The following is a 23,625-nucleotide window of genomic DNA, read 5'->3' on the forward strand; positions in this document are numbered from 1 at the left end:
TGATGGTATTGAACAATGAGGAACTGCAACAGCTTGTAATGCGAATTTCATTAGAACATTTTCATAAACCATTTATGCATCGGGCATACTTTAATACAAGACTGCGTACAACAGGTGGTCGCTATCTTTTACAATCACATCATATTGAAATAAATCCAACAGCATATGAAATGTATGGTGTCAGTGAGGTAGAAGGGATAATACTTCATGAATTATGTCATTACCATTTGCACATAGAGGGGAAAGGCTACCAACACAGAGATAAGGATTTTAGAGATTTATTAAAAAAAGTGAATGCTCCTCGATTTTGTTCAGCGTTACAGAAGCCTACAGCTCGGAGTGCAAAACAACGTTCTCAATATAAATATGCATGTATAAAATGCCATCAATTATATGTAAGAAAAATACGATTGAATGTAAAGAGATACTGTTGTGGCAAGTGTTCAGGGCAATTAAAGTTAGTTGAACAAAAAAAGTTTTAAAAAAAGATTGACGTTTACTGAGCTTATCCTTATAATAGTAAAAGTCGACAAGATAAAGACGACAAAACAATATGATTATTCCGAAGTAGCTCAGTTGGTAGTAGCACCTGACTGTTAATCAGGTTGTCGCAGGTTCGAGTCCTGCCTTCGGAGCCATGGCCCCTTGGTCAAGCGGTTAAGACACCGCCCTTTCACGGCGGTAACACGGGTTCGAATCCCGTAGGGGTCATTTTCATAAATATAAATAATTGTAACAATGGTCCCGTGGTGTAGCGGTTAACATGCCTGCCTGTCACGCAGGAGATCGCCGGTTCGATCCCGGTCGGGACCGCCACTTATTGGGGTATAGCCAAGCGGTAAGGCAACGGATTTTGATTCCGTCATGCCTAGGTTCGAATCCTAGTACCCCAGCCATTCATTTCTTATATATGAGCCATTAGCTCAGTTGGTAGAGCATCTGACTTTTAATCAGAGGGTCGAAGGTTCGAGTCCTTCATGGCTCATCTTTTTTAAGAAAAAAGGTTGATTTTTCTAGTTATCATAGTATAATAAGAAAGTTCCTATTTTGAATGCGGTCGTGGCGGAACGGCAGACGCGCTAGGTTGAGGGCCTAGTGGGGGCAACCCCGTGGAGGTTCAAGTCCTCTCGGCCGCACCAAGTCAAGTTAGTCCAGTTATTTTACACTTGCGCCCGTAGCTCAATTGGATAGAGCGTCTGACTACGGATCAGAAGGTTGTGGGTTCGACTCCTGCCGGGCGCGCCATAATAACATTTTAATATTTGCGGGTGTAGTTTAATGGTAAAACCTCAGCCTTCCAAGCTGATGTCGTGAGTTCGATTCTCATCACCCGCTCCAAAAAAACATTTCAAAAAATGTTGACATCATAAACGATTGATGATAAGATGTAAAAGTTGCTAAAAACAAACGGCGACATATGAACCTTGAAAACTGAACAAGCAAAACGTAATCAATATAGTTTTTAGTAGCTAACTTCGTTAGCGAACAAAACAAAATTTTGGACATCAAAATTGATGCCAGCAAAACAATTTGAGCTAATCAAATTTCTTTTATGGAGAGTTTGATCCTGGCTCAGGACGAACGCTGGCGGCGTGCCTAATACATGCAAGTCGAGCGGACAGATAAGGAGCTTGCTCCTTTGACGTTAGCGGCGGACGGGTGAGTAACACGTGGGCAACCTACCCTATAGTTTGGGATAACTCCGGGAAACCGGGGCTAATACCGAATAATCTTTTGTCTCTCATGAGACAATTCCGAAAGACGGTTTCGGCTGTCGCTATAGGATGGGCCCGCGGCGCATTAGCTAGTTGGTGAGGTAACGGCTCACCAAGGCAACGATGCGTAGCCGACCTGAGAGGGTGATCGGCCACACTGGGACTGAGACACGGCCCAGACTCCTACGGGAGGCAGCAGTAGGGAATCTTCCACAATGGGCGAAAGCCTGATGGAGCAACGCCGCGTGAGTGAAGAAGGATTTCGGTTCGTAAAACTCTGTTGTAAGGGAAGAACAAGTACAGTAGTAACTGGCTGTACCTTGACGGTACCTTATTAGAAAGCCACGGCTAACTACGTGCCAGCAGCCGCGGTAATACGTAGGTGGCAAGCGTTGTCCGGAATTATTGGGCGTAAAGCGCGCGCAGGTGGTTTCTTAAGTCTGATGTGAAAGCCCACGGCTCAACCGTGGAGGGTCATTGGAAACTGGGAGACTTGAGTGCAGAAGAGGATAGTGGAATTCCAAGTGTAGCGGTGAAATGCGTAGAGATTTGGAGGAACACCAGTGGCGAAGGCGACTATCTGGTCTGTAACTGACACTGAGGCGCGAAAGCGTGGGGAGCAAACAGGATTAGATACCCTGGTAGTCCACGCCGTAAACGATGAGTGCTAAGTGTTAGGGGGTTTCCGCCCCTTAGTGCTGCAGCTAACGCATTAAGCACTCCGCCTGGGGAGTACGGTCGCAAGACTGAAACTCAAAGGAATTGACGGGGGCCCGCACAAGCGGTGGAGCATGTGGTTTAATTCGAAGCAACGCGAAGAACCTTACCAGGTCTTGACATCCCGTTGACCACTGTAGAGATATAGTTTTCCCTTCGGGGACAACGGTGACAGGTGGTGCATGGTTGTCGTCAGCTCGTGTCGTGAGATGTTGGGTTAAGTCCCGCAACGAGCGCAACCCTTGATCTTAGTTGCCATCATTTAGTTGGGCACTCTAAGGTGACTGCCGGTGACAAACCGGAGGAAGGTGGGGATGACGTCAAATCATCATGCCCCTTATGACCTGGGCTACACACGTGCTACAATGGACGATACAAACGGTTGCCAACTCGCGAGAGGGAGCTAATCCGATAAAGTCGTTCTCAGTTCGGATTGTAGGCTGCAACTCGCCTACATGAAGCCGGAATCGCTAGTAATCGCGGATCAGCATGCCGCGGTGAATACGTTCCCGGGCCTTGTACACACCGCCCGTCACACCACGAGAGTTTGTAACACCCGAAGTCGGTGAGGTAACCTTTTGGAGCCAGCCGCCGAAGGTGGGATAGATGATTGGGGTGAAGTCGTAACAAGGTAGCCGTATCGGAAGGTGCGGCTGGATCACCTCCTTTCTAAGGATATTTTCGGAATACAAACCTTGGGTTTGTAAGATTACGTTTTGCGTTCAGTTTTGAAGGTTCATCATTAGATGAAATACTTCAATATACTTGCTCCTGTCGCTACGCTTTCGTCGCAAAGCTGCGAAGAAGTAGAAACAGGTAGTAGCTTTGTTCTTTGAAAACTGGATAAAACGACATTGAAATTGTAACAAACACATTTATTTTTTAAATTAAGTTTTTTAGGCTTAATAACTAGGTTAAGTTATTAAGGGCGCACGGCGAATGCCTTGGCACTAGGAGCCGAAGAAGGACGGCACTAACACCGATATGCTTCGGGGAGCTGTAAGTGAGCTTTGATCCGGAGATTTCCGAATGGGGGAACCCACTACGTTTAATCGCGTAGTATCTTGACGTGAATACATAGCGTCTTGAAGGCAGACCCAGGGAACTGAAACATCTAAGTACCTGGAGGAAGAGAAAGAAAAATCGATTCCCTGAGTAGCGGCGAGCGAAACGGGAAGAGCCCAAACCAAGAGGCTTGCCTCTTGGGGTTGTAGGACACTCTATACGGAGTTACAAAGGAATGAGTTAGATGAAGCGACTTGGAAAGGTCCGCCAGAGCAGGTAAAAGCCCTGTAGTCGAAAGTTTATTCCCTCCAGAGTGGATCCTGAGTACGGCGGAACACGTGAAATTCCGTCGGAATCCGGGAGGACCATCTCCCAAGGCTAAATACTACCTAGTGACCGATAGTGAACCAGTACCGTGAGGGAAAGGTGAAAAGCACCCCGGAAGGGGAGTGAAAGAGATCCTGAAACCGTGTGCCTACAAGTAGTTAGAGCCCGTTAATGGGTGATAGCGTGCCTTTTGTAGAATGAACCGGCGAGTTACGATTACGTGCGAGGTTAAGCTTTAGAAGGCGGAGCCGCAGCGAAAGCGAGTCTGAATAGGGCGAATTAGTACGTGGTCGTAGACCCGAAACCAGGTGATCTACCCATGTCCAGGGTGAAGGTGAGGTAACACTTACTGGAGGCCCGAACCCACGCACGTTGAAAAGTGCGGGGATGAGGTGTGGGTAGCGGAGAAATTCCAATCGAACTTGGAGATAGCTGGTTCTCTCCGAAATAGCTTTAGGGCTAGCCTCGTGATGAGAATACTGGAGGTAGAGCACTGTTTGGACTAGGGGGCCATCCCGGTTTACCGAATTCAGACAAACTCCGAATGCCAGATATTTATACACGGGAGTCAGACTGCGAGTGATAAGATCCGTAGTCAAAAGGGAAACAGCCCAGACCACCAGCTAAGGTCCCAAAGTAATCGTTAAGTGGAAAAGGATGTGGCGTTGCACAGACAACCAGGATGTTGGCTTAGAAGCAGCCATCATTTAAAGAGTGCGTAATAGCTCACTGGTCGAGTGACGCTGCGCCGAAAATGTATCGGGGCTAAACGATTCACCGAAGCTGTGGATTGACATCTACGATGTCAGTGGTAGGAGAGCGTTCTAAGTGCGTTGAAGTCAGACCGGAAGGACTGGTGGAGCGCTTAGAAGTGAGAATGCCGGTATGAGTAGCGAAAGACGGGTGAGAATCCCGTCCACCGTATGACTAAGGTTTCCTGAGGAAGGCTCGTCCGCTCAGGGTTAGTCGGGACCTAAGCCGAGGCCGATAGGCGTAGGCGATGGACAACAGGTTGATATTCCTGTACCACCTCCTCACCGTTTGAGAAATGGGGGGACGCAGTAGGATAGGGTAAGCGCGCCGTTGGTTGTGCGCGTCCAAGCAGTAAGGCGTGTGTGTAGGCAAATCCGCACACTGTAACGTTGAGCTGTGATGGCGAGTCCGTATGGACGAAGTTCCTGATTTCACACTGCCAAGAAAAGCCTCTATCGAGGTGAGAGGTGCCCGTACCGCAAACCGACACAGGTAGTCGAGGAGAGAATCCTAAGGTGTGCGAGAGAACTCTCGTTAAGGAACTCGGCAAAATGACCCCGTAACTTCGGGAGAAGGGGTGCTCTTGAGCGTGCAAGCGCACGAGAGCCGCAGTGAATAGGCCCAGGCGACTGTTTAGCAAAAACACAGGTCTCTGCAAAACCGTAAGGTGACGTATAGGGGCTGACGCCTGCCCGGTGCTGGAAGGTTAAGAGGAGTGGTTAGCGCAAGCGAAGCTGCGAATTGAAGCCCCAGTAAACGGCGGCCGTAACTATAACGGTCCTAAGGTAGCGAAATTCCTTGTCGGGTAAGTTCCGACCCGCACGAAAGGCGTAACGATCTGGGCACTGTCTCAACGAGAGACTCGGTGAAATTATAGTACCTGTGAAGATGCAGGTTACCCGCGACAGGACGGAAAGACCCCGTGGAGCTTTACTGTAGCCTGATATTGAATTTTGGTACAACTTGTACAGGATAGGTAGGAGCCAGAGATCTCGGAGCGCCAGCTTCGAAGGAGGCGTCGGTGGGATACTACCCTGGTTGTATTGAAATTCTAACCCATGCCCCTTAGCGGGGCAGGAGACAGTGTCAGGCGGACAGTTTGACTGGGGCGGTCGCCTCCTAAAAGGTAACGGAGGCGCCCAAAGGTTCCCTCAGAATGGTTGGAAATCATTCGTAGAGTGTAAAGGCACAAGGGAGCTTGACTGCGAGACCTACAAGTCGAGCAGGGTCGAAAGACGGGCTTAGTGATCCGGTGGTTCCGCATGGAAGGGCCATCGCTCAACGGATAAAAGCTACCCCGGGGATAACAGGCTTATCTCCCCCAAGAGTCCACATCGACGGGGAGGTTTGGCACCTCGATGTCGGCTCATCGCATCCTGGGGCTGTAGTCGGTCCCAAGGGTTGGGCTGTTCGCCCATTAAAGCGGTACGCGAGCTGGGTTCAGAACGTCGTGAGACAGTTCGGTCCCTATCCGTCGTGGGCGTAGGAAATTTGAGAGGAGCTGTCCTTAGTACGAGAGGACCGGGATGGACACACCGCTGGTGTACCAGTTGTCTTGCCAAAGGCATCGCTGGGTAGCTATGTGTGGACGGGATAAGTGCTGAAAGCATCTAAGCATGAAGCCCCCCTCAAGATGAGATTTCCCATTACGCAAGTAAGTAAGATCCCTCAAAGACGATGAGGTAGATAGGTTCGAGGTGGAAGTGTGGTGACACATGGAGCTGACGAATACTAATCGATCGAGGACTTAACCAAAAAAGTTTGAAACATTCAATGAACCGTTTATCCAGTTTTGAAAGAACAACACTTTCAATTAAGAGGGTTTCAAGATACGATGTATATTGAAAGCCGAACATAGTCTAGTGATGATGGCAAAGAGGTCACACCCGTTCCCATACCGAACACGGAAGTTAAGCTCTTTAGCGCCGATGGTAGTTGGGGGCTTCCCCCTGTGAGAGTAGGACGTCGCTAGGCAATTAGACAGTCAGCTGAGTGCTGACTGTTTTTTGTTTTCATAAAATAGGTCTAGGTCTATTAAAAACTATTATTTTTATCTAAAAATATAAAAATAGTATTGTACTTTAAAATATTATATGTTATATTTATATATGTCTTAAAGAGGTCCCGTGGTGTAGCGGTTAACATGCCTGCCTGTCACGCAGGAGATCGCCGGTTCGATCCCGGTCGGGACCGCCATTTATTTAAATATACAGTTCTTATGATATGCATATATCGTAAGAGCTTTTTTTTTTACTTTGAACTATCAAAATGGATAATTGCTAATTCTATATAATTGGGCACAAAATCATTTTGAATTGCATATCTATAGACAGTATAGATTTTGTAACGGAGAATGGAGGTGTGTTCATAGGATTACGCTTCTGCATATTTTGGTTAATTTCAATACTTGAAGTTGCTTGTGGAAAACCGTTTATTGATATAGAGGAAGCTAATTCATATCATTGGCAAAAATATATGAATGAAAATGAATTTGAACAATTAACGGAAGGTATGACCTATATGGAAGTAGTGGAAATTGCCGGTGGTCGTGCTAGTGAGAGGGTTAGCAGTAATTATTATCGCTGGAATGATGAAGTACTTTTGACACAAGCATATATCGTTCAATTTAAAGATAATAAACTTGTAGGAAAAGAGGAAATTGCTGTGAAGGGATATTCCACAAGGGAGTAAACACGTCTTCAACATGAAGGCGTGTTTATTTTTTTGAAATTAACCCGAAACTTTGAACATTTGCGCGTGTTTCGGTAAACTAGAAGTAATGAGCTAGGAGAGGACTTAGAGATGAAATTTGAAATAATAATGAATTCACTAGAAGATACAGAGCAATTTGCCATGAAGCTAGCAAATTTACTTGTGGCACAAGATACAATTACATTAGAGGGCGACTTAGGTGCTGGGAAAACGACATTTACAAAAGCTTTAGCAAAAGGTCTCGGCGTAACTAGAACGGTTAATAGCCCTACATTTACTATTGTGAAACAATATGAGGGACGTTTACCCTTTAATCATTTAGATGTATATCGCTTGGCGGAAAGCGATGAGGATCTTGGGTGGGACGAGCTATTTTATGGTGATGCGGTATCTGTTATCGAATGGGCACATTTAATTGAACAGGATTTACCCAAAGAGCGGTTAGGAATTGAAATTTACCGTGTTGGTGAAAATGAACGACGATTTGTGTTAATGCCTTATGGTAAGCGATATGAGGCAATATGTGAGGAGCTAATGAGATGATTTGGTTGGGAATTGAAACAGCTAATGCGCCACTTTCTGTTGCAGTTGTTAAGGACGGAAAAGTGTTGGCAGAGGTTGTACAAAATATAAAAGTAACGCATTCTGCAGGAGCAATGCCAGCGATTGAAACGATTTTAGCTAATGTTGGTGTCAAGCCAAATGAGTTAGAAGCCATTGCTGTATCAGAAGGACCAGGGTCATATACAGGTGTACGAATAGGTGTAACGCTTGCTAAAACATTAGCATGGACATTACAGAAGCCATTAGTTGGTGTTTCAAGTTTAAAAATATTAGCAGCAAATGCAGCACTTTTTAATGGACTAATTTGTCCTATATTTGATGCACGTCGAGGCAATGTATATACAGCTGTTTATAAGGGACCAAAGCTGGATGTAGTTATAGAGGATTATCATGATCATATTGATGGACTGTTAGCCCGTTTGAAGGATTTAGATGCACCTATATTATTTATAGGGGTAGATGTTGATCTATTCTGGGATAAAATTGTTGAAGTCATTGGACATAATGCCTATCGTGCACCTCTTCATGACGACTTGCCACGTGCGAGTGCAGCCATTCATCTAGCTAGCATGGAGAACTTACCGAATGTGGAGGAAGTCCATCATTTTATTCCGCAATATAAACGTATTGCGGAGGCTGAAGCAAATTGGTTAAAAGAACAAAAGGAGAAGGCACATGAGTAGTAATGTAATGTATCGTAAAATGGTATCTGAGGATGTTCCAGCGGTATATGCGATTGAACTTGCTACATTCCCGACGCCCTGGACATTGGATTCTTTTTACTATGAGATGCATGAAAATCAATATGCACATTATGTTTTAGCAGTAGATGAGAACAATACTATAATAGGTTTTTGTGGAATGTGGATGGTCATAGATGCGGCTCAAATTACAAATGTGGCTGTTACTGAAGCAGCTCGTGGTCGAGGAATTGGAGAAGGCTTAATGCGGGAAGCGATGCGTATTGCACGTGAGCATGGAATGGACGTTATGAGTCTAGAAGTACGTGAAACGAATATAGTGGCACAAAATCTTTATCGCAAGCTTGCCTTCCAGGATGGTGGCATACGTAAAGGTTACTATACAGATAACGGGGAGGATGCCCTAGTCATGTGGGTGAATTTATAATGGAAAATCGAGTTATTTTAGCAATTGAGTCCAGCTGTGATGAAACGGCAGCGGCTATTATTCGTAATGGTTCTGATATTGTTTCAAATGTAGTTGCTTCACAAATAGAGAGCCATAAGCGTTTTGGTGGCGTAGTACCCGAAATTGCATCACGTCACCATGTTGAGCAAATTACGGTTGTTATTGAAGAAGCGCTAAAACAAGCAAATATGAAGCCATCTGACCTAGATGCAGTAGCGGTTACAGAAGGTCCTGGTCTTGTAGGGGCACTGTTAATTGGCATTAATGCCGCAAAGGCGTTTGCATTTGCTAATAATGTACCAATTTTAGGTGTACATCATATTGCGGGTCATATTTATGCCAATGCACTTGTCCAACCAATGGAGTTTCCACTTCTAGCCCTTGTTGTATCAGGGGGACATACAGAACTTGTTTATATGAAAGAACATGGTTCATTTGAAGTAATAGGAGAAACGCGGGATGATGCGGCAGGCGAAGCCTATGATAAAGTTGCACGTGTATTAGGCTTGCCTTATCCAGGAGGTCCTCGTATTGATCAGTTAGCACATGAAGGACAAGAAGCGGTCGCTTTTCCACGTGTATGGCTAGAGGAAGAGTCGTATGATTTTAGTTTTAGCGGTTTAAAATCAGCAGTAATTAACTATAAGCACAATATGGATCAACGCGGTGAAGCGATTTCCCCGACTGCTGTTGCAAAAGGCTTTCAGGAAAGTGTAGTAGAAGTACTAACTGCAAAAACATTACGGGCAGCGCGCGAATACAAAGTGAAACAAGTAATCGCAGCAGGTGGGGTTGCAGCTAATAAAGGTTTGCGTACATCCCTTGAGGCGGTATTTGCTAAAGAGGGTATTCCTTTTTTTGTACCTCCATTGAAGCTATGTACAGACAATGCGGCAATGATAGGAGCAGCTGCAACACCGATGTTCGAGGCAGGCATTCGTGGAAATATGATGATGAATGGCCGCCCAGGTATGGAATTAAAATCATGGGTTGAATAAATATTTGAATGAGAGGGCTCAGAGTTTTTTGAGCCCTCTCTTTTTTTATTTATATAGAAATATTAACATGAATAAAATTGCGAAAAATGCTAGAAAATATATACCTATAATAGAGAAATAATTAATTGACAAATTTTTCAGAAAATTATCCACAGGAACTGTGAAAAAAGTGCATAAAAAAACTGCGAACATTCGTACTTATGCACAAATTGTGGATAACTTGTGCATAAGTTGTGATTATTCTATATATAGTAGCGCATTTTACACAGAACTATGTGGATTAAATAATTTGAAATTGTGGACAGTGTGGAAAAGTCTGTTGATATGTTGGTATTACTAGTTTTATAGTGTGTATAAAGTTGTGGGCATTTTTTGTCGAAAAATAGCACTTGACCAATATATATGAAAAATAAAGACGAGTAAAGAAAAAAGCCATATGACATAGCATATGACTTTTTGAGAGTTTATAAAATAATCTTTTCTAGTTCCTCATTTAGCTCGAGCCATTCCATTTCAATAACTTCATGCTGGTCTTTTATAGTAGCTAACTCACCTTGAAGTTGTGAAATTTTCTCATGGTCAGTGAAAATTTCAGGATCACAGAGAGCCTCTTCTAAACGAGCGATTTCTGTAGCAGCCTCTTGCATATTGATTTCTAATTCTTCTATAGAACGTCTAATTTGGCGCTCACGTTTTTTTGCCTCTTTATCTATTGTAGAGGTAGAGGTCTTTTCAGGAGCAGTTGCTTGTAATTGCGGTTGAGAAGCAGCCTTCATTTGAGCAATTTCAAAAAGTTCCTGTTTTTTTTCAAGGTAATAATCGTAATCACCTAAATACTCAAATGAACCTTCGCCTGAAAGCTCCACTACTTTCGTTGCAATTCGATTAATAAAATAACGGTCATGCGATACGAAAAGAAGTGTTCCAGGGTAATCAATTAAGGCATTTTCCAATACTTCTTTACTATCTAAGTCTAAGTGGTTGGTAGGCTCATCGAGAACTAAGAAATTCGCCTTTTGCATCATTAACTTTGCTAATGCAAGGCGAGCCTTCTCACCACCAGATAAAGAATTGACGGCTTTATCCACATCTTCTCCACTGAATAAAAAGCGGCCAAGTACAGTGCGAATGTCTTTTTCATTCATTAAGGGCCATTCATCCCATAGCTCTTTTAAAACACTTTTATTGCTCGACAGCTTTGCCTGTTCTTGATCGTAATAGCCAATTTGCACATTAGTGCCATAACGTATTTCTCCAGCAAGTGGGGACAGGTCTTTGACAATCGTTTTTAATAATGTCGATTTACCAACACCATTAGGCCCTACTAGTGCTATGCGATCTTCTCGAAACGTTCGTAGTGAGATACCACTAGATATTTGCTTGTCACCGTAGCCAACAGTTAAGGAGTCAATAGAGAGCACATCATTGCCACTTTGTCGCTCTATCGTAAAGCCAAAGCTAGCTGATTTTTCGTTACCGTCAGGAGAGTCCATCCATTCTGTACGTTCAAGCATTTTGCGTCGGCTTTGTGCCATTTTTGTCGTAGAAGCACGGGCTATATTTTTTTGAATAAAATCCTCAAGTTTTGCTTTCTCATCTTGCTGGCGTTCAAACATTTTGACATCGCGCTCATAGGTTTTCGCCTTTTCGTCTAAATAAGCACTGTAGTTTCCAGTATATTTCGTAACGCGATGACGAGAAACCTCATAGACGATAGAGACAACTTGGTCTAAAAAGTAACGGTCATGGGATACGATTAAAATAGCACCTTCATAGCCTTTTAAATAAGTCTCTAACCAAGAAAGTGTTTCAATATCTAAATGGTTAGTTGGCTCGTCGAGAATTAATAAGTCTGGCTTACTTAATAGAAGCTTAGCAAGAGCTAAACGAGTTCGTTGACCACCTGATAATGAGCTAATTGCTTTTTCATAATCCTCTGGGTAAAATTGCATACCATGAAGTACAGAGCGCGTATCAGATTCGTATTGATAGCCGCCTGCATCTTTAAAATCATGCTGTAATTGGTCATATTCGGACATGACCTTTGCATACATTTCTGGCTTTTCATAAACCGCTGGATCAGCCATTTGCTGTTCAAGCGAACGTAATGTTTTTTCTTGTCCAAGAAGCGGTTCGAAAATTGTCATCATTTCGTCCCAAATTGATAAAGTTGAATTTAGACCCGCATGTTGTTCTAAATAGCCAACTTGTACGCCCTTCGGAATAATAATATCGCCAGAATCATATGACAATTGCCCAGCGATGATTTTTAGTAAAGTGGATTTACCAGCTCCGTTACGTCCGACTAATGCTACACGATCACGGTGTTGAACTTCTAGTTTGACACCACTTAAAATTTCATCTGCAATAAAGGATTTATATAGTTGATTGACTTGTAATACAATCATTCTTGACACCTCAATTCTTTCTTAGTGTAAAGGATGACGGAATTGCTTGCAATGCCAGTGCTTTACTTATTCTAAGCTGTCATGTAAGATTGAAACGATTTCTCTTTAGTTAGTGGCGTAAAACGCGCAGTTAACTAAAGGGAAATCCTCCAGTTGATGTGAAAATATTAACTCGCTTTAGCAGAAGTCATCCATTTATAGAAGTGGAAGATGAATATTAAATATGCATTGAACTCAGTGTGGGTTGAAACCCGTCTGAATCAAGTTAACAGCCAGCGAATGCCCTAGATTTCATTGGGAGCCTTTTTTACATGCTCACAAAAAATTATGAGACGCAAATACGCTGAGAGATGTAACTGATTCATATAAGCATGTTTTAAAATGAGTATTCAAATACGCTTAGGTGAATTTGATGTGTTTATAAGGAGGAAAAAGTTTGAAACAAGAAGTAAAAATTCCACAAGCCACAACGAAAAGACTTCCTCTTTACTATCGATTTATCCAAAACTTTGCGCAAGAAGGAATGGAACGTATTTCATCGAAGGAATTGAGCGAGGCGATGAAAATCGATTCTGCAACGATTCGTCGTGATTTTTCTTATTTTGGTGCGCTTGGCAAAAAGGGATATGGCTATGATGTTCAGCATCTATTGAAGTTTTTTAGCCAAACACTTGATCAGCATGAAACAACAAAAGTAGCGTTAATCGGTGTGGGGAACTTAGGGAATGCATTTTTAAAGTATAATTTCCAAAAAAATCATAATACGCATATTGTAGTTGCATTTGACTCAAAGGCACCAAAGGAAGGGAAAATGATAAGCAATATTCCTGTGTATCATCCCGACTTATTAGAAGAAAAGTACGCTGAATATGGAGCAGACCTTGCTATTTTAACTGTATCTTCACGCTCGGCTCAGAAGATGGCAGATCGTTTAGCTGCAATGAATGCAAAAGGCATTTTAAACTTTACACCAGAGCGTATTACCGTACCAGATACTATGAAATTATTAACGATAGATTTGTCGGTAGAATTACAAGCGCTTATTTACTTAATCCGAAATAGCGATAAATAAAGGGCATTCACAAATTTGTAAACTGTTACAAATGATGGTGTTTAAACTATTGAAATAAATTCGCCAAACGAAAAAATTTAAGTTAAAATGATATATATATAAGAGGAGGTGGCTGCAATGGTTGTGCACTTAAGTGCTTTCACACCAGTTAGCCTAGTTATTATCGGTGTGGTTGCAATTTTAATATTCGGACCAAAGAAATTACCTGAGCTAGGTAAGGCAATGGGTTCTACACTTCGCGAATTTAAAAATGCAACAAAAGGTTTAGCTGATGACGATGATGATACAAAAAAGAAAATAATTGAACATAAAGAAAATGATAACGTTAAGTAAGTTAAGGATGTCAATTTAATATGAATCCAAGAGAATTAACAGTTGTAGAGCATTTAGAAGAACTAAGAAAACGGCTCTTTATTTGCGCTGTTTTCTTTGTTATTGCACTTATAGTTGGCTTTTATCTAGCCGAACCACTTATTAAACATATTCAATATAGTAAAGAAGCGGAGCAACTAACTTTAAACGCATTTAAAGTGACCGATCCACTTGTCGTATATTTACAAGTGACGGTTGCAATCGCATTTGTGATAAGTTCACCGTTGCTTCTTCATCAACTTTGGTTGTTTATTACACCAGGGTTACATGAGACAGAACGCAAGGCAACTTTAAAATATATTCCATATTCGTTTTTTCTATTTTTAGCAGGAGCTTCATTTTCATATTTTGTGTTATTTCCCTATGTCATGCACTTTATGATGGGTTTATCTACAGAATTAGAAATACAGCAAACAATTGGTATTAACGAATATTTTTCATTTTTATTTCGTTTAGTCATGCCGTTTGGAATCATTTTTCAGTTACCTGTAGTGACGTTATTTTTAGCGCGTTTAGGTATATTAAATCCTGAACTGATGGTGAAATTCAGAAAATATGCATATTTCGGGTTAGTCGTTATTGCGGTATTTCTTGCACCGCCAGATTTTATTTCAAACGTTATCGTAGCAATTCCGCTATTTGTAATTTATGAGGTTAGTATTATCATAGCACGCAGAGGCTATCGAAAGTTTTTACAAGCCGAGGCATTGCTTTTAGAGGAAGAGCGTAAAGAAGCAGAACGCGAGCAAGTTGAGCGTTTGTTAGCTGAGCAGCGACGACAAATTGAAGAATTAAATGACTAATAAAAAGAGCTAGATGTTTTCACATCTAGCTCTTTTTTTATTGCATTTTTTGCAGTTCTTCTAAAAACTTTTGCAGCGGTTCTGCGTTAAATTGTACGAGTGTTACGAAGCCGTTTAGCATGACATGGGCAATAATCGATGTCCAAATCCGTTTTGTTTTGTGGTATAAGAAAGCAAAGATTAGACCACATATGGTATATAACAGAATATGTGAGAAATCGAAATGAATTATTGCAAAGAAAATAGCACTGACAATGGCTGCCACCCAGAAATTAGTCGTTTGGACGAGTGAGCCAAAAATAACACGACGGAAGACGAATTCCTCTAAAATTGGGCCAAAAACAACAATCGCTAAAATGGCAATTGGAGCACCTTTTGCTATCGCCACTATATCAGCGGTGTTTTCTGAGCCACCCTCGATCCCGAATACAGCCATTTCAATAGCAGCACCAATCATTTGTCCAAAGAACACAAGGAAGAAACCTAGAACACCCCATAAGATTGTAAGGGGAATAGACTCTTTTTTACCTTGATAGATATTCCAAAACGCTTTATCGCGAGTAGTTAAAATCAAACTTAAAACTAATGCAATGGCAAAGCTGAGAGCGATATACCAGCCTTGTGTAATAGGGGCCGCTTGCTCAGGAGGTAAACCTGTTGTACTCATCACGAATTTATGAAACGGTAAAAGTAACCATTTGCCTGATAATTGCATGATAATGTAAACAATTAAAACATAGAGAGCGGTTTTTTTATGCTGTACGTTTTTTAAAGTATTATTCACAGTCAAAATCCTTTCCATTCATAAGCTACCTTTCTATTGTAGAGGAATATGGAAAGAAAACAAAATTTTTCGTAGTTCTGGCTTGCAAAAAGACAGTTGATTGATTATCATAATAAATGTATTAGCACTCGTTGATATAGAGTGCTAATAAACATATAAGAAATATTTAATTAATAGGAGGTTGTTTCACTTGTTAAGACCACTAGGAGATCGTATTGTCATCGAACTAATCGAGGTAGAGGAAAAGTCTGCATTTGGAATTGTACTACCAGACTCTGCAAAAGAAAAACCACAAGAGGGTAAAGTAGTAGCAGTTGGGACAGGTCGTATATTAGAAAACGGACAACGTGTAGAGCTTGACGTTAAAGTTGACGACCACATTATTTTCTCTAAATACTCAGGTACAGAAGTTAAATATGAAGGCAATGAATACTTAATCTTACGTGAAAGTGATATTCTTGCAATTATTGAATAATAGTTATTATATTAATTAGGCTTAACGAATATTCCATTTCAGGAGGGTAAATTCAAATGGCAAAAGATATTAAATTCTCAGAAGAAGCTCGTGCATTAATGCTTCAAGGTGTAGATAAATTAGCAAATGCAGTAAAAGTGACATTAGGTCCTAAAGGTCGTAACGTCGTTTTAGAAAAAAAATTCGGTTCACCATTAATTACAAATGATGGTGTAACAATTGCAAAAGAAATTGAACTTGAAAATCCATATGAAAACATGGGTGCAAAATTAGTAGCAGAGGTTGCTTCTAAAACAAATGAAATCGCTGGTGATGGTACAACGACTGCGACAGTTCTTGCGCAAGCGATCATCCGTGAAGGTCTTAAAAACGTAACAGCTGGTGCAAACCCTGTAGGAATCCGTAAAGGAATCGACAAAGCGGTAGCAGCAGCACTTACAGAATTACATGCTATTTCTCGTCCAGTAAGCAACAAAGAGGAAATCGCACAAGTTGCGGCAATTTCAGCTGCTGACGACGAAGTAGGCCAACTAATTGCAGAAGCAATGGAACGTGTTGGTAATGATGGTGTTATTACAATTGAGGAATCTAAAGGTTTCACAACGGAGTTAGATGTAGTAGAAGGTATGCAATTCGATCGTGGCTATGCGTCTCACTACATGGTAACAGATACAGATAAAATGGAAGCGGTTCTTGATAACCCATACATTTTAATTACTGACAAAAAAATTACGAATATCCAAGAAGTTTTACCGCTATTAGAACAAGTGGTACAACAAGGTCGTCCACTATTAATGATTGCTGAAGACGTTGAGGGTGAAGCTCTTGCAACACTTGTAGTGAACAAACTACGTGGTACATTCAATGCTGTAGCCGTAAAAGCACCAGGCTTCGGCGACCGTCGTAAAGCAATGCTTGAAGATATCGCTATCTTAACAGGTGGTCAAGTCATTACAGAAGAATTAGGCTTAGACCTTAAAACTGCTGATATTACATCATTAGGCCGTGCTGCGAAAGTTGTTGTAACTAAAGATTATACAACAATCGTAGAAGGTGTTGGTGGTACTGAAGCAATCGAGCGTCGCGTTGGCCAAATTCGTGCACAGCTTGCTGATACAACTTCAGAATTCGATAAAGAAAAATTACAAGAACGCCTTGCAAAATTAGCAGGTGGTGTAGCAGTCATTAAAGTCGGTGCTGCAACTGAAACAGAATTAAAAGAACGCAAACTTCGCATTGAAGATGCATTGAACTCAACACGTGCAGCAGTAGAAGAAGGTATCGTATCAGGTGGTGGTACTGCACTTCTAAACGTTTACGCAGCAGTTGAAAAAGCAGCTGATGCAGTTGATGGCGATGTAGCAACAGGTGTGAAAATTGTGCTTCGTGCATTAGAAGAGCCAGTTCGCCAAATTGCAAACAATGCAGGTCTTGAAGGTTCAATCATTGTAGATCGTCTAAAACGCGAAGAAATCGGTGTTGGTTTCAACGCAGCAACAGGCGAGTGGGTAAATATGATGGAAGCAGGCGTAGTAGACCCAGCAAAAGTAACACGCTCAGCACTACAAAATGCAGCTTCTGTAGCAGCGCTATTATTAACTACTGAAGCGGTTGTAGCAGATATTCCAGAACCAGCAGCACCAGGTATGCCTGATATGGGCGGCATGGGTGGCATGGGCGGTATGATGTAATACAGCCCTTAAACACTTGATAGGACTTGGTTTTAAAGTGAAATGCTAACATAGAGTACTATAATCGAAGCTTCTCATGAGTTGTGTAAACTTTTGGGAAGCTTCTTTTTTCATTTCTTTTGTCACGGGAGATAGAAGTTCTTAGTGATTGAATCATCTGAATGGTCACGTCTATCCATGATTTGTTCGAGTGCGACACCTGCTCCTTTCAATAGTGAAGTGTGTATGTCTCGACGAGTGCGGTGTTAAGTCTAGGTTTCACTTTGCGATTGTAAGCATTAACTAACAGTTGAATGATTTTTGTTTAAATATCTTTGTAAAACCTTAAAGCTATATGGTAAGTTTATTTAAAATTAATAGATCAAAGAATATAACAAAATAGATGAAGTTGAGGGAGAGTAATAGAATTGAAGAAGTTTCAAATAACAGTAGAAGGCAATACTTTTCACGGATATGAATATGGTGATAACAGCCTTCCTTCACTTGTTTGTCTACACGGAATGACTGGTGATTTAAAAAGTTTTTCTGGGCTTATTGAATACCTAATAAATGATTTCCATCTTATTCTTATAGATAGTCCAGGCCATGGAGAAACGGATTCACTAAAACGGGAGGAGGATTATATGTTTTCCTCCTTAGCAAAAAGTATTTATCAAGTAATACAACAAATTACGAATAAACCTTTTTACATGATTGGACATTCTTGGGGGGCAGACCTTTGCCTACATATCGCAAAAATATCTTCTGCTAAGGTAAAGGGCGTTATTTTATTAGATGGAGGATATGCGTTTCCTGAACATGTTGATGGACTGACAGAGGAAAAAGCTTTGCTAGATTGGAAAGAATATGTTGAGTCCAGTATATATGGTTCTTGGGACGAAGTGGTCAAAGAATACCAAAGTTATACAACAAGGCAATGGGATACAAATCTTAATGCATTAATAGCATCTAGCTTTAAAAAGGTTAATGATAATTATATATTTAAGGCTGACGTTTTCAGTATTTTAGCGATTATTAAGGCATTTTATAAAGAGCCTTGTTCAACCACTTTTGAAAGTATTGAGTGTCCTGTCTTATTACTTCATGCAACCATTCTACCGACAGATTCAGCCCGACAAAAGGGAATACAGGAAATTAAAAAAGGCATTAAAAAATTAACAGTAATAGGTATAGAAAACACTAAACACCAACTTCATTGGGACTTTCCTGAAAAAGTTGCTAATGAAATTCTATTGTGGAAACAAGAAAGTAAACACGAAGTTTATTAACAATATTTTCTTCCTCAATAAATTGCGTTTGTAGATGACGATAATTAAAGTAGCCTTGTTAAATTGCTTTTAACAAGGCTATTTTTTATCTCGTTAATTAGCTATCAAATTGTTTAGTTACTCGTCGTACTTGGCTTTTGGCACCATATTTTTAAAGTCAGATATAAGTATGTAGTTCCTCATTACGTTTCATCGTATTTTTATGGATCTTTATTGAGAGCGATTGCTGATAGAAAAGGGAATTTATCCTAAGCTACTATTGACAAAAGATTAGAAGGAGACTATCATTTTTAAATAACAATGATAATCATTATCATTATTCTGTGATAAACGATAATGATAATAAATCTAAAGGAGAATCTTAAATTGAAAAGATTTATAATACCTTTCATTTTGATGTGTGTGCTTTTTCTTAGTGCCTGTGGCAATAGTACAAAGAATCAGGCAGCAGGGGATGCAAATAAAGAGGATAAAAGTGAAACAATTACATATCAATCTGAAAATGGACCTATTGAAGTACCCGCTCATCCGAAAAGGGTAGTAGTTTTAACTGGTAATGCAGGTGACGTAATCTCATTGGGCGTCAATATCGTAGGGGTAGACGAGTGGTCTAAGGCAAGTCCGTTATTTAAAGAGCAATTAAAAGATGTTACAACTGTGTCAGATGAGGATTTAGAGACAATTATTGAATTAGAACCAGATTTAATTATTGGAGGCAGCGATAATAATAACTTAGATAGGTTGAAAAAAATTGCCCCAACAGTTACCTATACGTACAATAAAGTTGATTATTTAACACAGCATTTAGAAATTGGTAAATTGCTAAACAAAGAAAAAGAAGCTCAAGACTGGATTGATGACTTTAAAAGCCGTGCCACTACTGTAGGAAATAAAATTAAAGCAAAAGTTGGCGAAAATTCAACGGTGACTGTAATGGAAAGCTATGATAAAGATATAGGTATTCTTGGAAATAGTTGGGGAAGAGGCACTGAGGTTCTTTATCAGGCAATGGGTCTGAAAATGCCTGAAAAAGTAAAAGAAATGACGACTAAAGAAGGATACTACATGATATCATCTGAAGTATTACCTGACTATGTTGGAGACTACTTGGTTGTGAGTAAATACAATGACCAAGATAATTCCTATCAAAAAACAGAACTATATAAAGAAATGCCTGCAGTGAAGAACGACCATGTAATTGAAGTGGATGGAAATGCCTTTATGTTTAACGATTCTCTAACTTTAGATTACCAGCTGGAATATTTTGAAGAACAATTTTTAAAGTAAGCTGTTTTTTAAGTGATATTTACTTTAAATTAAAAATACAAAATGCAGCTTCTGAAGCGGTAGTAGCAGATATCCCAGAGCCAGCAGCACCAGGTTTGCCTGATATGGGTGGCATGATATGCTTATACCTTTGAGTTTGGAAAGCTAAAAATAGAATACTAACATGGTGAAGGAAGCCTCTCATAAGTTCATTGAACTTGTGGGGGGCTTTTTTTGTGCATTATTTGTCTATTGGTTTTTGGGCTAGCCATGCATATGAAAATAGATAGGTCTATTCGGCATAATTAGTCTATAGAGGAAAAGAATAAGAAAATCTTAAGAATTGGTGCATGAGTTTGTTAAGATTTACTTAGTATTATAAGCTAAGACGAATCCTAAAGAGATGGAGGAGTGAATGTAATTGAACATTTTGATTTGTGATGATGATAAAGAAATTGTAAGGGCTATTAGCGTCTATTTGGAGAATGAGGGCTATCAAGTATACAAAGCTTACAATGGTATAGAGGCAATCGAACTTATTCGAGATCACGTTATTCACCTAATTATTATGGATATTATGATGCCGAAAATGGATGGCATTACGGCGACAATGAAAATTCGACAAGACAATATGATTCCGTTAATTATGCTTTCTGCTAAGTCGGAGGATTATGACAAAATACTCGGGTTAAATATTGGTGCAGATGATTATATGGCAAAGCCGTTTAATCCATTAGAACTTGTCGCAAGAGTGAAATCGCAGTTAAGAAGATACACAGCATTTGGCAGTCTTGATGTGAGCAGCCATGTATTTCAAACGGGTGGGCTTATGATTGATGATGAAAAGAAAGTCATTACCGTAGATAAACAAGCAGTTCATTTAACCCCAGTGCAGTATAAAATTTTAAAGCTTCTTACAGCAAATACGGGGAGAGTATTCACAATCGAAGAGATTTATGAAAAGGTATGGAATGAAAGTGCCGTTAATCCAGAAAATACGGTGGCAGTACATATTCGGAAGATTCGAGAAAAGATTGAAATAAATCCGAAAGAGCCGAGGTATTTAAAAGTTGTATGGGGAGTTGGATATAAAGTTGAAAAATATTAGTCATGCACTTATTACGAAAGTAATTGTGTTTCTTATTGCCATCGCTTGTTTAACTGGTACAGCGAAGGTAATCATCAATATGGAATTAAATGAAGTACATCTTAGTAGTATCAACCAAGACAATTATTTTGAGAGCATAGCATTTGCTGATGAAAGTTATAGCCTTATTAGCTCTTTAGCGCAATTAATCGGAACGTATAAAAGTGAAAAAAATATTTTAAGTGGTAAGACACTAACAAAAGAAGATATTACACAAATTGAAGAAGATTTATATAATGAGTTTCAATATTCATACAAATATAATCCGAATTTGAGTGAAGTGGAAAATAGACACAACTATCAAGAAGAATATGCTGATGACATAAAAAGTAAAAAAGAAGAAAGAATGAGAGAACAAGCACGATTATTTTATCGTTTACTCAGCACAGTAGAAGCAACTGAAGGAATCGTCTATTATGCGAGCGATGGTGAACATGTATTCTCTAATAGTGAACTAGATAAAAAAGAGCAATTTGAGTCATTTGGTGCATATATGCTATTTGATGATTATCAACAAAAGCTTTATCCACATGAAATGAAAAAAAATAAGTATTTAGATTACATTACACAAGATGTGGAAAAGTTGAATCCACAAAAAGACGCTATTTATGTGGCGTATCAAGAATCTTACTTAGAGCAAAAAATGCAAGAATGGGAACAGAATAAAGAGATTGCTAAAAGTTATCTTAATGAATTTATCTTATTTCTAGCAGGGTTTATCTTATCATTTATTTACTTAGTAATAGTTATTGGAAGAACGTCATTTAAAGATAAAATAATTCATTTTCATGTCATTGATAAACTATATAATGATATCAATATTGTATTAGTTGCTTGTTTATCAGGGATGTGGGTGGCAATGATAGTTGAAGTGATAAGAGAAATGAACATACTGCTCACGGTACCTATTTTTATCATTGTATTGCTGCTGATTTTATCGCTCGTTAAGCATGTGAAAAACAGATCACTACTTCAACATACACTCATATATCAAATACTCAAAAAGATTTTTATGATGATAAAACATGTTTTTGATAATGGCAGTATGGCTGTGAAAATTGTGCTACTTGTTATTGGATATCCTGTAGTAGTTGCAGCAACATTTTTCATGTTTCCTATCACGCTAGGTTTAGCTGCTTGGTTTGCAATGAAAAAGGTGAAGTCGTTAAATCGCATTAAAGAGGGCGTAGAGCAAATTAAAAATGGAGATTTTCATCATCGAATAGAAGTAGATGGAAAAGGCGAGTTTAGCCGACTTGCAGAAAATATTAATAGTATTACAGATGGCTTAAAAAAATCGGTGGATAATGAGATTAAGAGCGAACGTTTAAAAACAGAACTCATTACAAATGTTTCGCATGATATCCGAACGCCTTTAACGTCTATTATTACGTATGTCGATTTATTAAAAATAGAAAAAGATCCACAATTAATTGCTGAATATATAGACGTTTTAGATCAAAAATCAAAAAGGCTCAAGCACTTAACCGATGATTTATTTGAAGCGGCAAAGGCGTCAAGTGGTAGTATGCCTGTCCAGCTAGAACGGATTGATATCGTATCATTACTAAAGCAAGGAATAGGGGAAATGGGTGAGAAAATCGAGGCGTCATCATTAAACTTTAAATTAGCCCATCCTACAGAAAAAGTGTATGTGAAGGCTGATGGTAAACTCCTATGGCGCTCCATTGAAAACCTATTCTCGAACATCTTTAAATACGCACTGCCTGCATCAAGGGTATATATTGATGTAGAAGATCTAGGTAATGAACTACTGGTCACATTTAAAAATATTTCCGCATATGAATTAAATATTTCCGTCGATGAGCTAATGGAACGTTTTACACGAGGCGATGAATCAAGATCAAGTCAAGGTAGCGGATTAGGGTTATCGATAGCGGAAAGCCTTATTCACATCCAACACGGTAAATTTTTAGTGCAAGTAGATGGTGATTTATTTAAGGCGATGATTTATTTACCGAAATTTGAATAAGAAATGCAAAGGAATAGGATGCAGAAGTGTATCCTATTCTTTATTTGGTGCTGAATTCTTTTCTTTACAACTACAATAATTTTTTCTTATTTTTGAAAACTTTGACTTCTGCTAATAAGTCCGTTATAATTCGTTGTGTAATAAAAAATGCTTTAAGGAGGATTTAGAAAATGACACTACGATTCCCAACTTTGAACCAGTAATTGAATACTGTCAAAGGCTCTGTTTGTGGCAGAGTAAACGGGATTAGTCTGTCCTTTTTTAATTATCTTCATTTCATATTGCGAAATTGTTATTCACTAGATTGCAGTAATTTGTCCCCACATAGTTGTGAGGGCTAGTTATGTGATTTAAGTGGCTAAAAATATGTTAATGATAGAAAGGCGACTTGTTCTTCCTTTCTTTA

The 23,625-nt window shown here is 39.8% G+C and carries 17 protein-coding genes, 9 tRNA genes and 3 rRNA genes; 27 read left to right on the top strand and 2 right to left on the bottom strand.

The features are described from left to right. Positions 1 to 8: 8 nt before the first annotated feature. The 18 genes from JNUCC52_RS15970 to tsaD all read left to right on the top strand — a co-directional run bounded on the left by JNUCC52_RS15970 (position 9) and on the right by tsaD (position 9,940). On the top strand, positions 9 to 482 hold the full coding sequence (locus tag JNUCC52_RS15970) for a SprT family protein (protein ID WP_228134180.1): 474 nt from the start codon (positions 9 to 11) through the stop codon (positions 480 to 482). A gap of 79 nt (positions 483 to 561) precedes the next feature. Then, positions 562 to 638, top strand: a tRNA-Asn gene (locus JNUCC52_RS15975). Position 639: 1 nt separating this feature from the next. Next, positions 640 to 711 (top strand) — tRNA-Glu (locus JNUCC52_RS15980). Between the two features lie 29 nt (positions 712 to 740). Then, positions 741 to 816: transfer RNA gene (locus tag JNUCC52_RS15985), tRNA-Asp, on the top strand. Between the two features lie 5 nt (positions 817 to 821). After that, positions 822 to 896 (top strand) — tRNA-Gln (locus JNUCC52_RS15990). 16 nt (positions 897 to 912) lie between these two features. Beyond that, positions 913 to 985 (top strand) — tRNA-Lys (locus tag JNUCC52_RS15995). 68 nt (positions 986 to 1,053) lie between these two features. Beyond that, positions 1,054 to 1,139 (top strand) — tRNA-Leu (locus tag JNUCC52_RS16000). A 29-nt stretch (positions 1,140 to 1,168) separates the two neighbouring features. Further along, a tRNA-Arg gene (locus JNUCC52_RS16005) sits at positions 1,169 to 1,245 on the top strand. Positions 1,246 to 1,264: 19 nt separating this feature from the next. Then, a tRNA-Gly gene (locus JNUCC52_RS16010) sits at positions 1,265 to 1,338 on the top strand. A 211-nt stretch (positions 1,339 to 1,549) separates the two neighbouring features. After that, positions 1,550 to 3,101, top strand: a 16S ribosomal RNA gene (locus tag JNUCC52_RS16015). Between the two features lie 243 nt (positions 3,102 to 3,344). Next, positions 3,345 to 6,272: ribosomal RNA gene (locus tag JNUCC52_RS16020) — 23S ribosomal RNA — on the top strand. Between the two features lie 103 nt (positions 6,273 to 6,375). Beyond that, positions 6,376 to 6,491, top strand: a 5S ribosomal RNA gene (gene rrf, locus JNUCC52_RS16025). Together the 16S, 23S and 5S rRNA genes with 9 tRNA genes alongside form the textbook arrangement of a ribosomal RNA operon. Before the next feature lie 146 nt (positions 6,492 to 6,637). Continuing rightward, positions 6,638 to 6,713 (top strand) — tRNA-Asp (locus JNUCC52_RS16030). A gap of 165 nt (positions 6,714 to 6,878) precedes the next feature. Next, positions 6,879 to 7,208 (top strand): hypothetical protein, encoded by a 330-nt coding sequence (locus tag JNUCC52_RS16035; protein ID WP_228134179.1) that lies wholly within the window; start codon positions 6,879 to 6,881, stop codon positions 7,206 to 7,208. A gap of 111 nt (positions 7,209 to 7,319) precedes the next feature. Then, positions 7,320 to 7,772 carry a tRNA (adenosine(37)-N6)-threonylcarbamoyltransferase complex ATPase subunit type 1 TsaE gene (tsaE, locus tag JNUCC52_RS16040; protein ID WP_228134178.1) on the top strand — a complete coding sequence of 151 codons (453 nt, stop codon included), beginning with the start codon at positions 7,320 to 7,322 and terminating at the stop codon, positions 7,770 to 7,772. After that, positions 7,769 to 8,476 carry a tRNA (adenosine(37)-N6)-threonylcarbamoyltransferase complex dimerization subunit type 1 TsaB gene (tsaB, locus tag JNUCC52_RS16045; protein ID WP_228134177.1) on the top strand — a complete coding sequence of 236 codons (708 nt, stop codon included), beginning with the start codon at positions 7,769 to 7,771 and terminating at the stop codon, positions 8,474 to 8,476. Before tsaE ends, tsaB begins: the two co-directional genes overlap by 4 nt. Beyond that, a complete protein-coding gene (gene rimI / locus JNUCC52_RS16050; RefSeq protein WP_228134176.1) occupies positions 8,469 to 8,921 on the top strand; it encodes a ribosomal protein S18-alanine N-acetyltransferase in 453 nt (150 codons plus the stop codon). Before tsaB ends, rimI begins: the two co-directional genes overlap by 8 nt. Further along, positions 8,921 to 9,940, top strand: coding sequence for a tRNA (adenosine(37)-N6)-threonylcarbamoyltransferase complex transferase subunit TsaD (gene tsaD, locus JNUCC52_RS16055; RefSeq protein ID WP_228134175.1), 1,020 nt, complete (start codon positions 8,921 to 8,923; stop codon positions 9,938 to 9,940). The genes rimI and tsaD overlap by 1 nt, the downstream gene beginning before the upstream one ends. 464 nt (positions 9,941 to 10,404) lie before the next feature. On the opposite strand, the gene JNUCC52_RS16060 is transcribed toward tsaD, so the two are convergent. Further along, positions 10,405 to 12,348: an ABC transporter ATP-binding protein gene (locus tag JNUCC52_RS16060; protein WP_337980321.1), complete on the bottom strand. Its 1,944-nt coding sequence runs from the start codon at positions 12,346 to 12,348 to the stop codon at positions 10,405 to 10,407. Between the two features lie 436 nt (positions 12,349 to 12,784). Between JNUCC52_RS16060 and JNUCC52_RS16065 the strand changes: the two genes are divergently transcribed. From JNUCC52_RS16065 to tatC, 3 genes are all read left to right on the top strand, one after another. Beyond that, complete coding sequence (locus tag JNUCC52_RS16065) at positions 12,785 to 13,420, top strand: redox-sensing transcriptional repressor Rex (protein ID WP_228134173.1); 636 nt, start codon at positions 12,785 to 12,787, stop codon at positions 13,418 to 13,420. 117 nt (positions 13,421 to 13,537) lie between these two features. Next, on the top strand, positions 13,538 to 13,753 hold the full coding sequence (locus JNUCC52_RS16070; protein ID WP_228134172.1) for a twin-arginine translocase TatA/TatE family subunit: 216 nt from the start codon (positions 13,538 to 13,540) through the stop codon (positions 13,751 to 13,753). Between the two features lie 20 nt (positions 13,754 to 13,773). Beyond that, positions 13,774 to 14,595, top strand: coding sequence for a twin-arginine translocase subunit TatC (gene tatC, locus JNUCC52_RS16075; protein ID WP_228134171.1), 822 nt, complete (start codon positions 13,774 to 13,776; stop codon positions 14,593 to 14,595). Between the two features lie 37 nt (positions 14,596 to 14,632). On the opposite strand, the gene JNUCC52_RS16080 is transcribed toward tatC, so the two are convergent. After that, the gene (locus JNUCC52_RS16080; RefSeq protein ID WP_337980322.1) at positions 14,633 to 15,397 is read right to left on the bottom strand and encodes a CPBP family intramembrane glutamic endopeptidase; all 765 of its coding nucleotides are present in this window, start codon (positions 15,395 to 15,397) and stop codon (positions 14,633 to 14,635) included. 172 nt (positions 15,398 to 15,569) lie between these two features. On the opposite strand from JNUCC52_RS16080, the gene groES reads away from it, so the two are divergent. The 6 genes from groES (at position 15,570) to JNUCC52_RS16110 (ending at position 23,219) form a co-directional block, all read left to right on the top strand. After that, the gene (gene groES / locus JNUCC52_RS16085) at positions 15,570 to 15,854 is read left to right on the top strand and encodes a co-chaperone GroES (RefSeq protein WP_173478892.1); all 285 of its coding nucleotides are present in this window, start codon (positions 15,570 to 15,572) and stop codon (positions 15,852 to 15,854) included. Positions 15,855 to 15,910: 56 nt separating this feature from the next. After that, entirely contained in the window at positions 15,911 to 17,545 is a 1,635-nt protein-coding gene (gene groL / locus JNUCC52_RS16090) for a chaperonin GroEL (protein WP_173478891.1), read from the top strand. 407 nt (positions 17,546 to 17,952) lie between these two features. Next, positions 17,953 to 18,813 (top strand): alpha/beta fold hydrolase, encoded by an 861-nt coding sequence (locus JNUCC52_RS16095; RefSeq protein ID WP_337980323.1) that lies wholly within the window; start codon positions 17,953 to 17,955, stop codon positions 18,811 to 18,813. Positions 18,814 to 19,179: 366 nt separating this feature from the next. Further along, on the top strand, positions 19,180 to 20,100 hold the full coding sequence (locus JNUCC52_RS16100; RefSeq protein WP_337980324.1) for an iron-hydroxamate ABC transporter substrate-binding protein: 921 nt from the start codon (positions 19,180 to 19,182) through the stop codon (positions 20,098 to 20,100). Positions 20,101 to 20,500: 400 nt separating this feature from the next. Further along, positions 20,501 to 21,187, top strand: a complete 687-nt coding sequence (locus JNUCC52_RS16105) for a response regulator transcription factor (RefSeq protein ID WP_173478888.1) — start codon at positions 20,501 to 20,503, stop codon at positions 21,185 to 21,187. Next, positions 21,174 to 23,219 (top strand): HAMP domain-containing sensor histidine kinase, encoded by a 2,046-nt coding sequence (locus JNUCC52_RS16110; RefSeq protein ID WP_337980325.1) that lies wholly within the window; start codon positions 21,174 to 21,176, stop codon positions 23,217 to 23,219. The genes JNUCC52_RS16105 and JNUCC52_RS16110 overlap by 14 nt, the downstream gene beginning before the upstream one ends. The last annotated feature ends 406 nt before the right edge of the window (positions 23,220 to 23,625 follow it).

Source organism: Lysinibacillus sp. JNUCC-52 (genome assembly GCF_015999545.1).
Lineage (GTDB): Bacteria > Bacillota > Bacilli > Bacillales_A > Planococcaceae > Lysinibacillus.

Coding starts and splice junctions, on each gene's coding strand:
- tatC (WP_228134171.1), top strand. CDS start 13,774: ATGAATCCAAGAGAATTAACAGTTGTAGAGCATTTAGAAGAACTAAGA.
- tsaD (WP_228134175.1), top strand. CDS start 8,921: ATGGAAAATCGAGTTATTTTAGCAATTGAGTCCAGCTGTGATGAAACG.
- JNUCC52_RS16080 (WP_337980322.1), bottom strand. CDS start 15,397: ATGGAAAGGATTTTGACTGTGAATAATACTTTAAAAAACGTACAGCAT.
- tsaB (WP_228134177.1), top strand. CDS start 7,769: ATGATTTGGTTGGGAATTGAAACAGCTAATGCGCCACTTTCTGTTGCA.
- JNUCC52_RS16070 (WP_228134172.1), top strand. CDS start 13,538: ATGGTTGTGCACTTAAGTGCTTTCACACCAGTTAGCCTAGTTATTATC.
- rimI (WP_228134176.1), top strand. CDS start 8,469: ATGAGTAGTAATGTAATGTATCGTAAAATGGTATCTGAGGATGTTCCA.
- JNUCC52_RS16060 (WP_337980321.1), bottom strand. CDS start 12,348: ATGATTGTATTACAAGTCAATCAACTATATAAATCCTTTATTGCAGAT.
- tsaE (WP_228134178.1), top strand. CDS start 7,320: ATGAAATTTGAAATAATAATGAATTCACTAGAAGATACAGAGCAATTT.
- groL (WP_173478891.1), top strand. CDS start 15,911: ATGGCAAAAGATATTAAATTCTCAGAAGAAGCTCGTGCATTAATGCTT.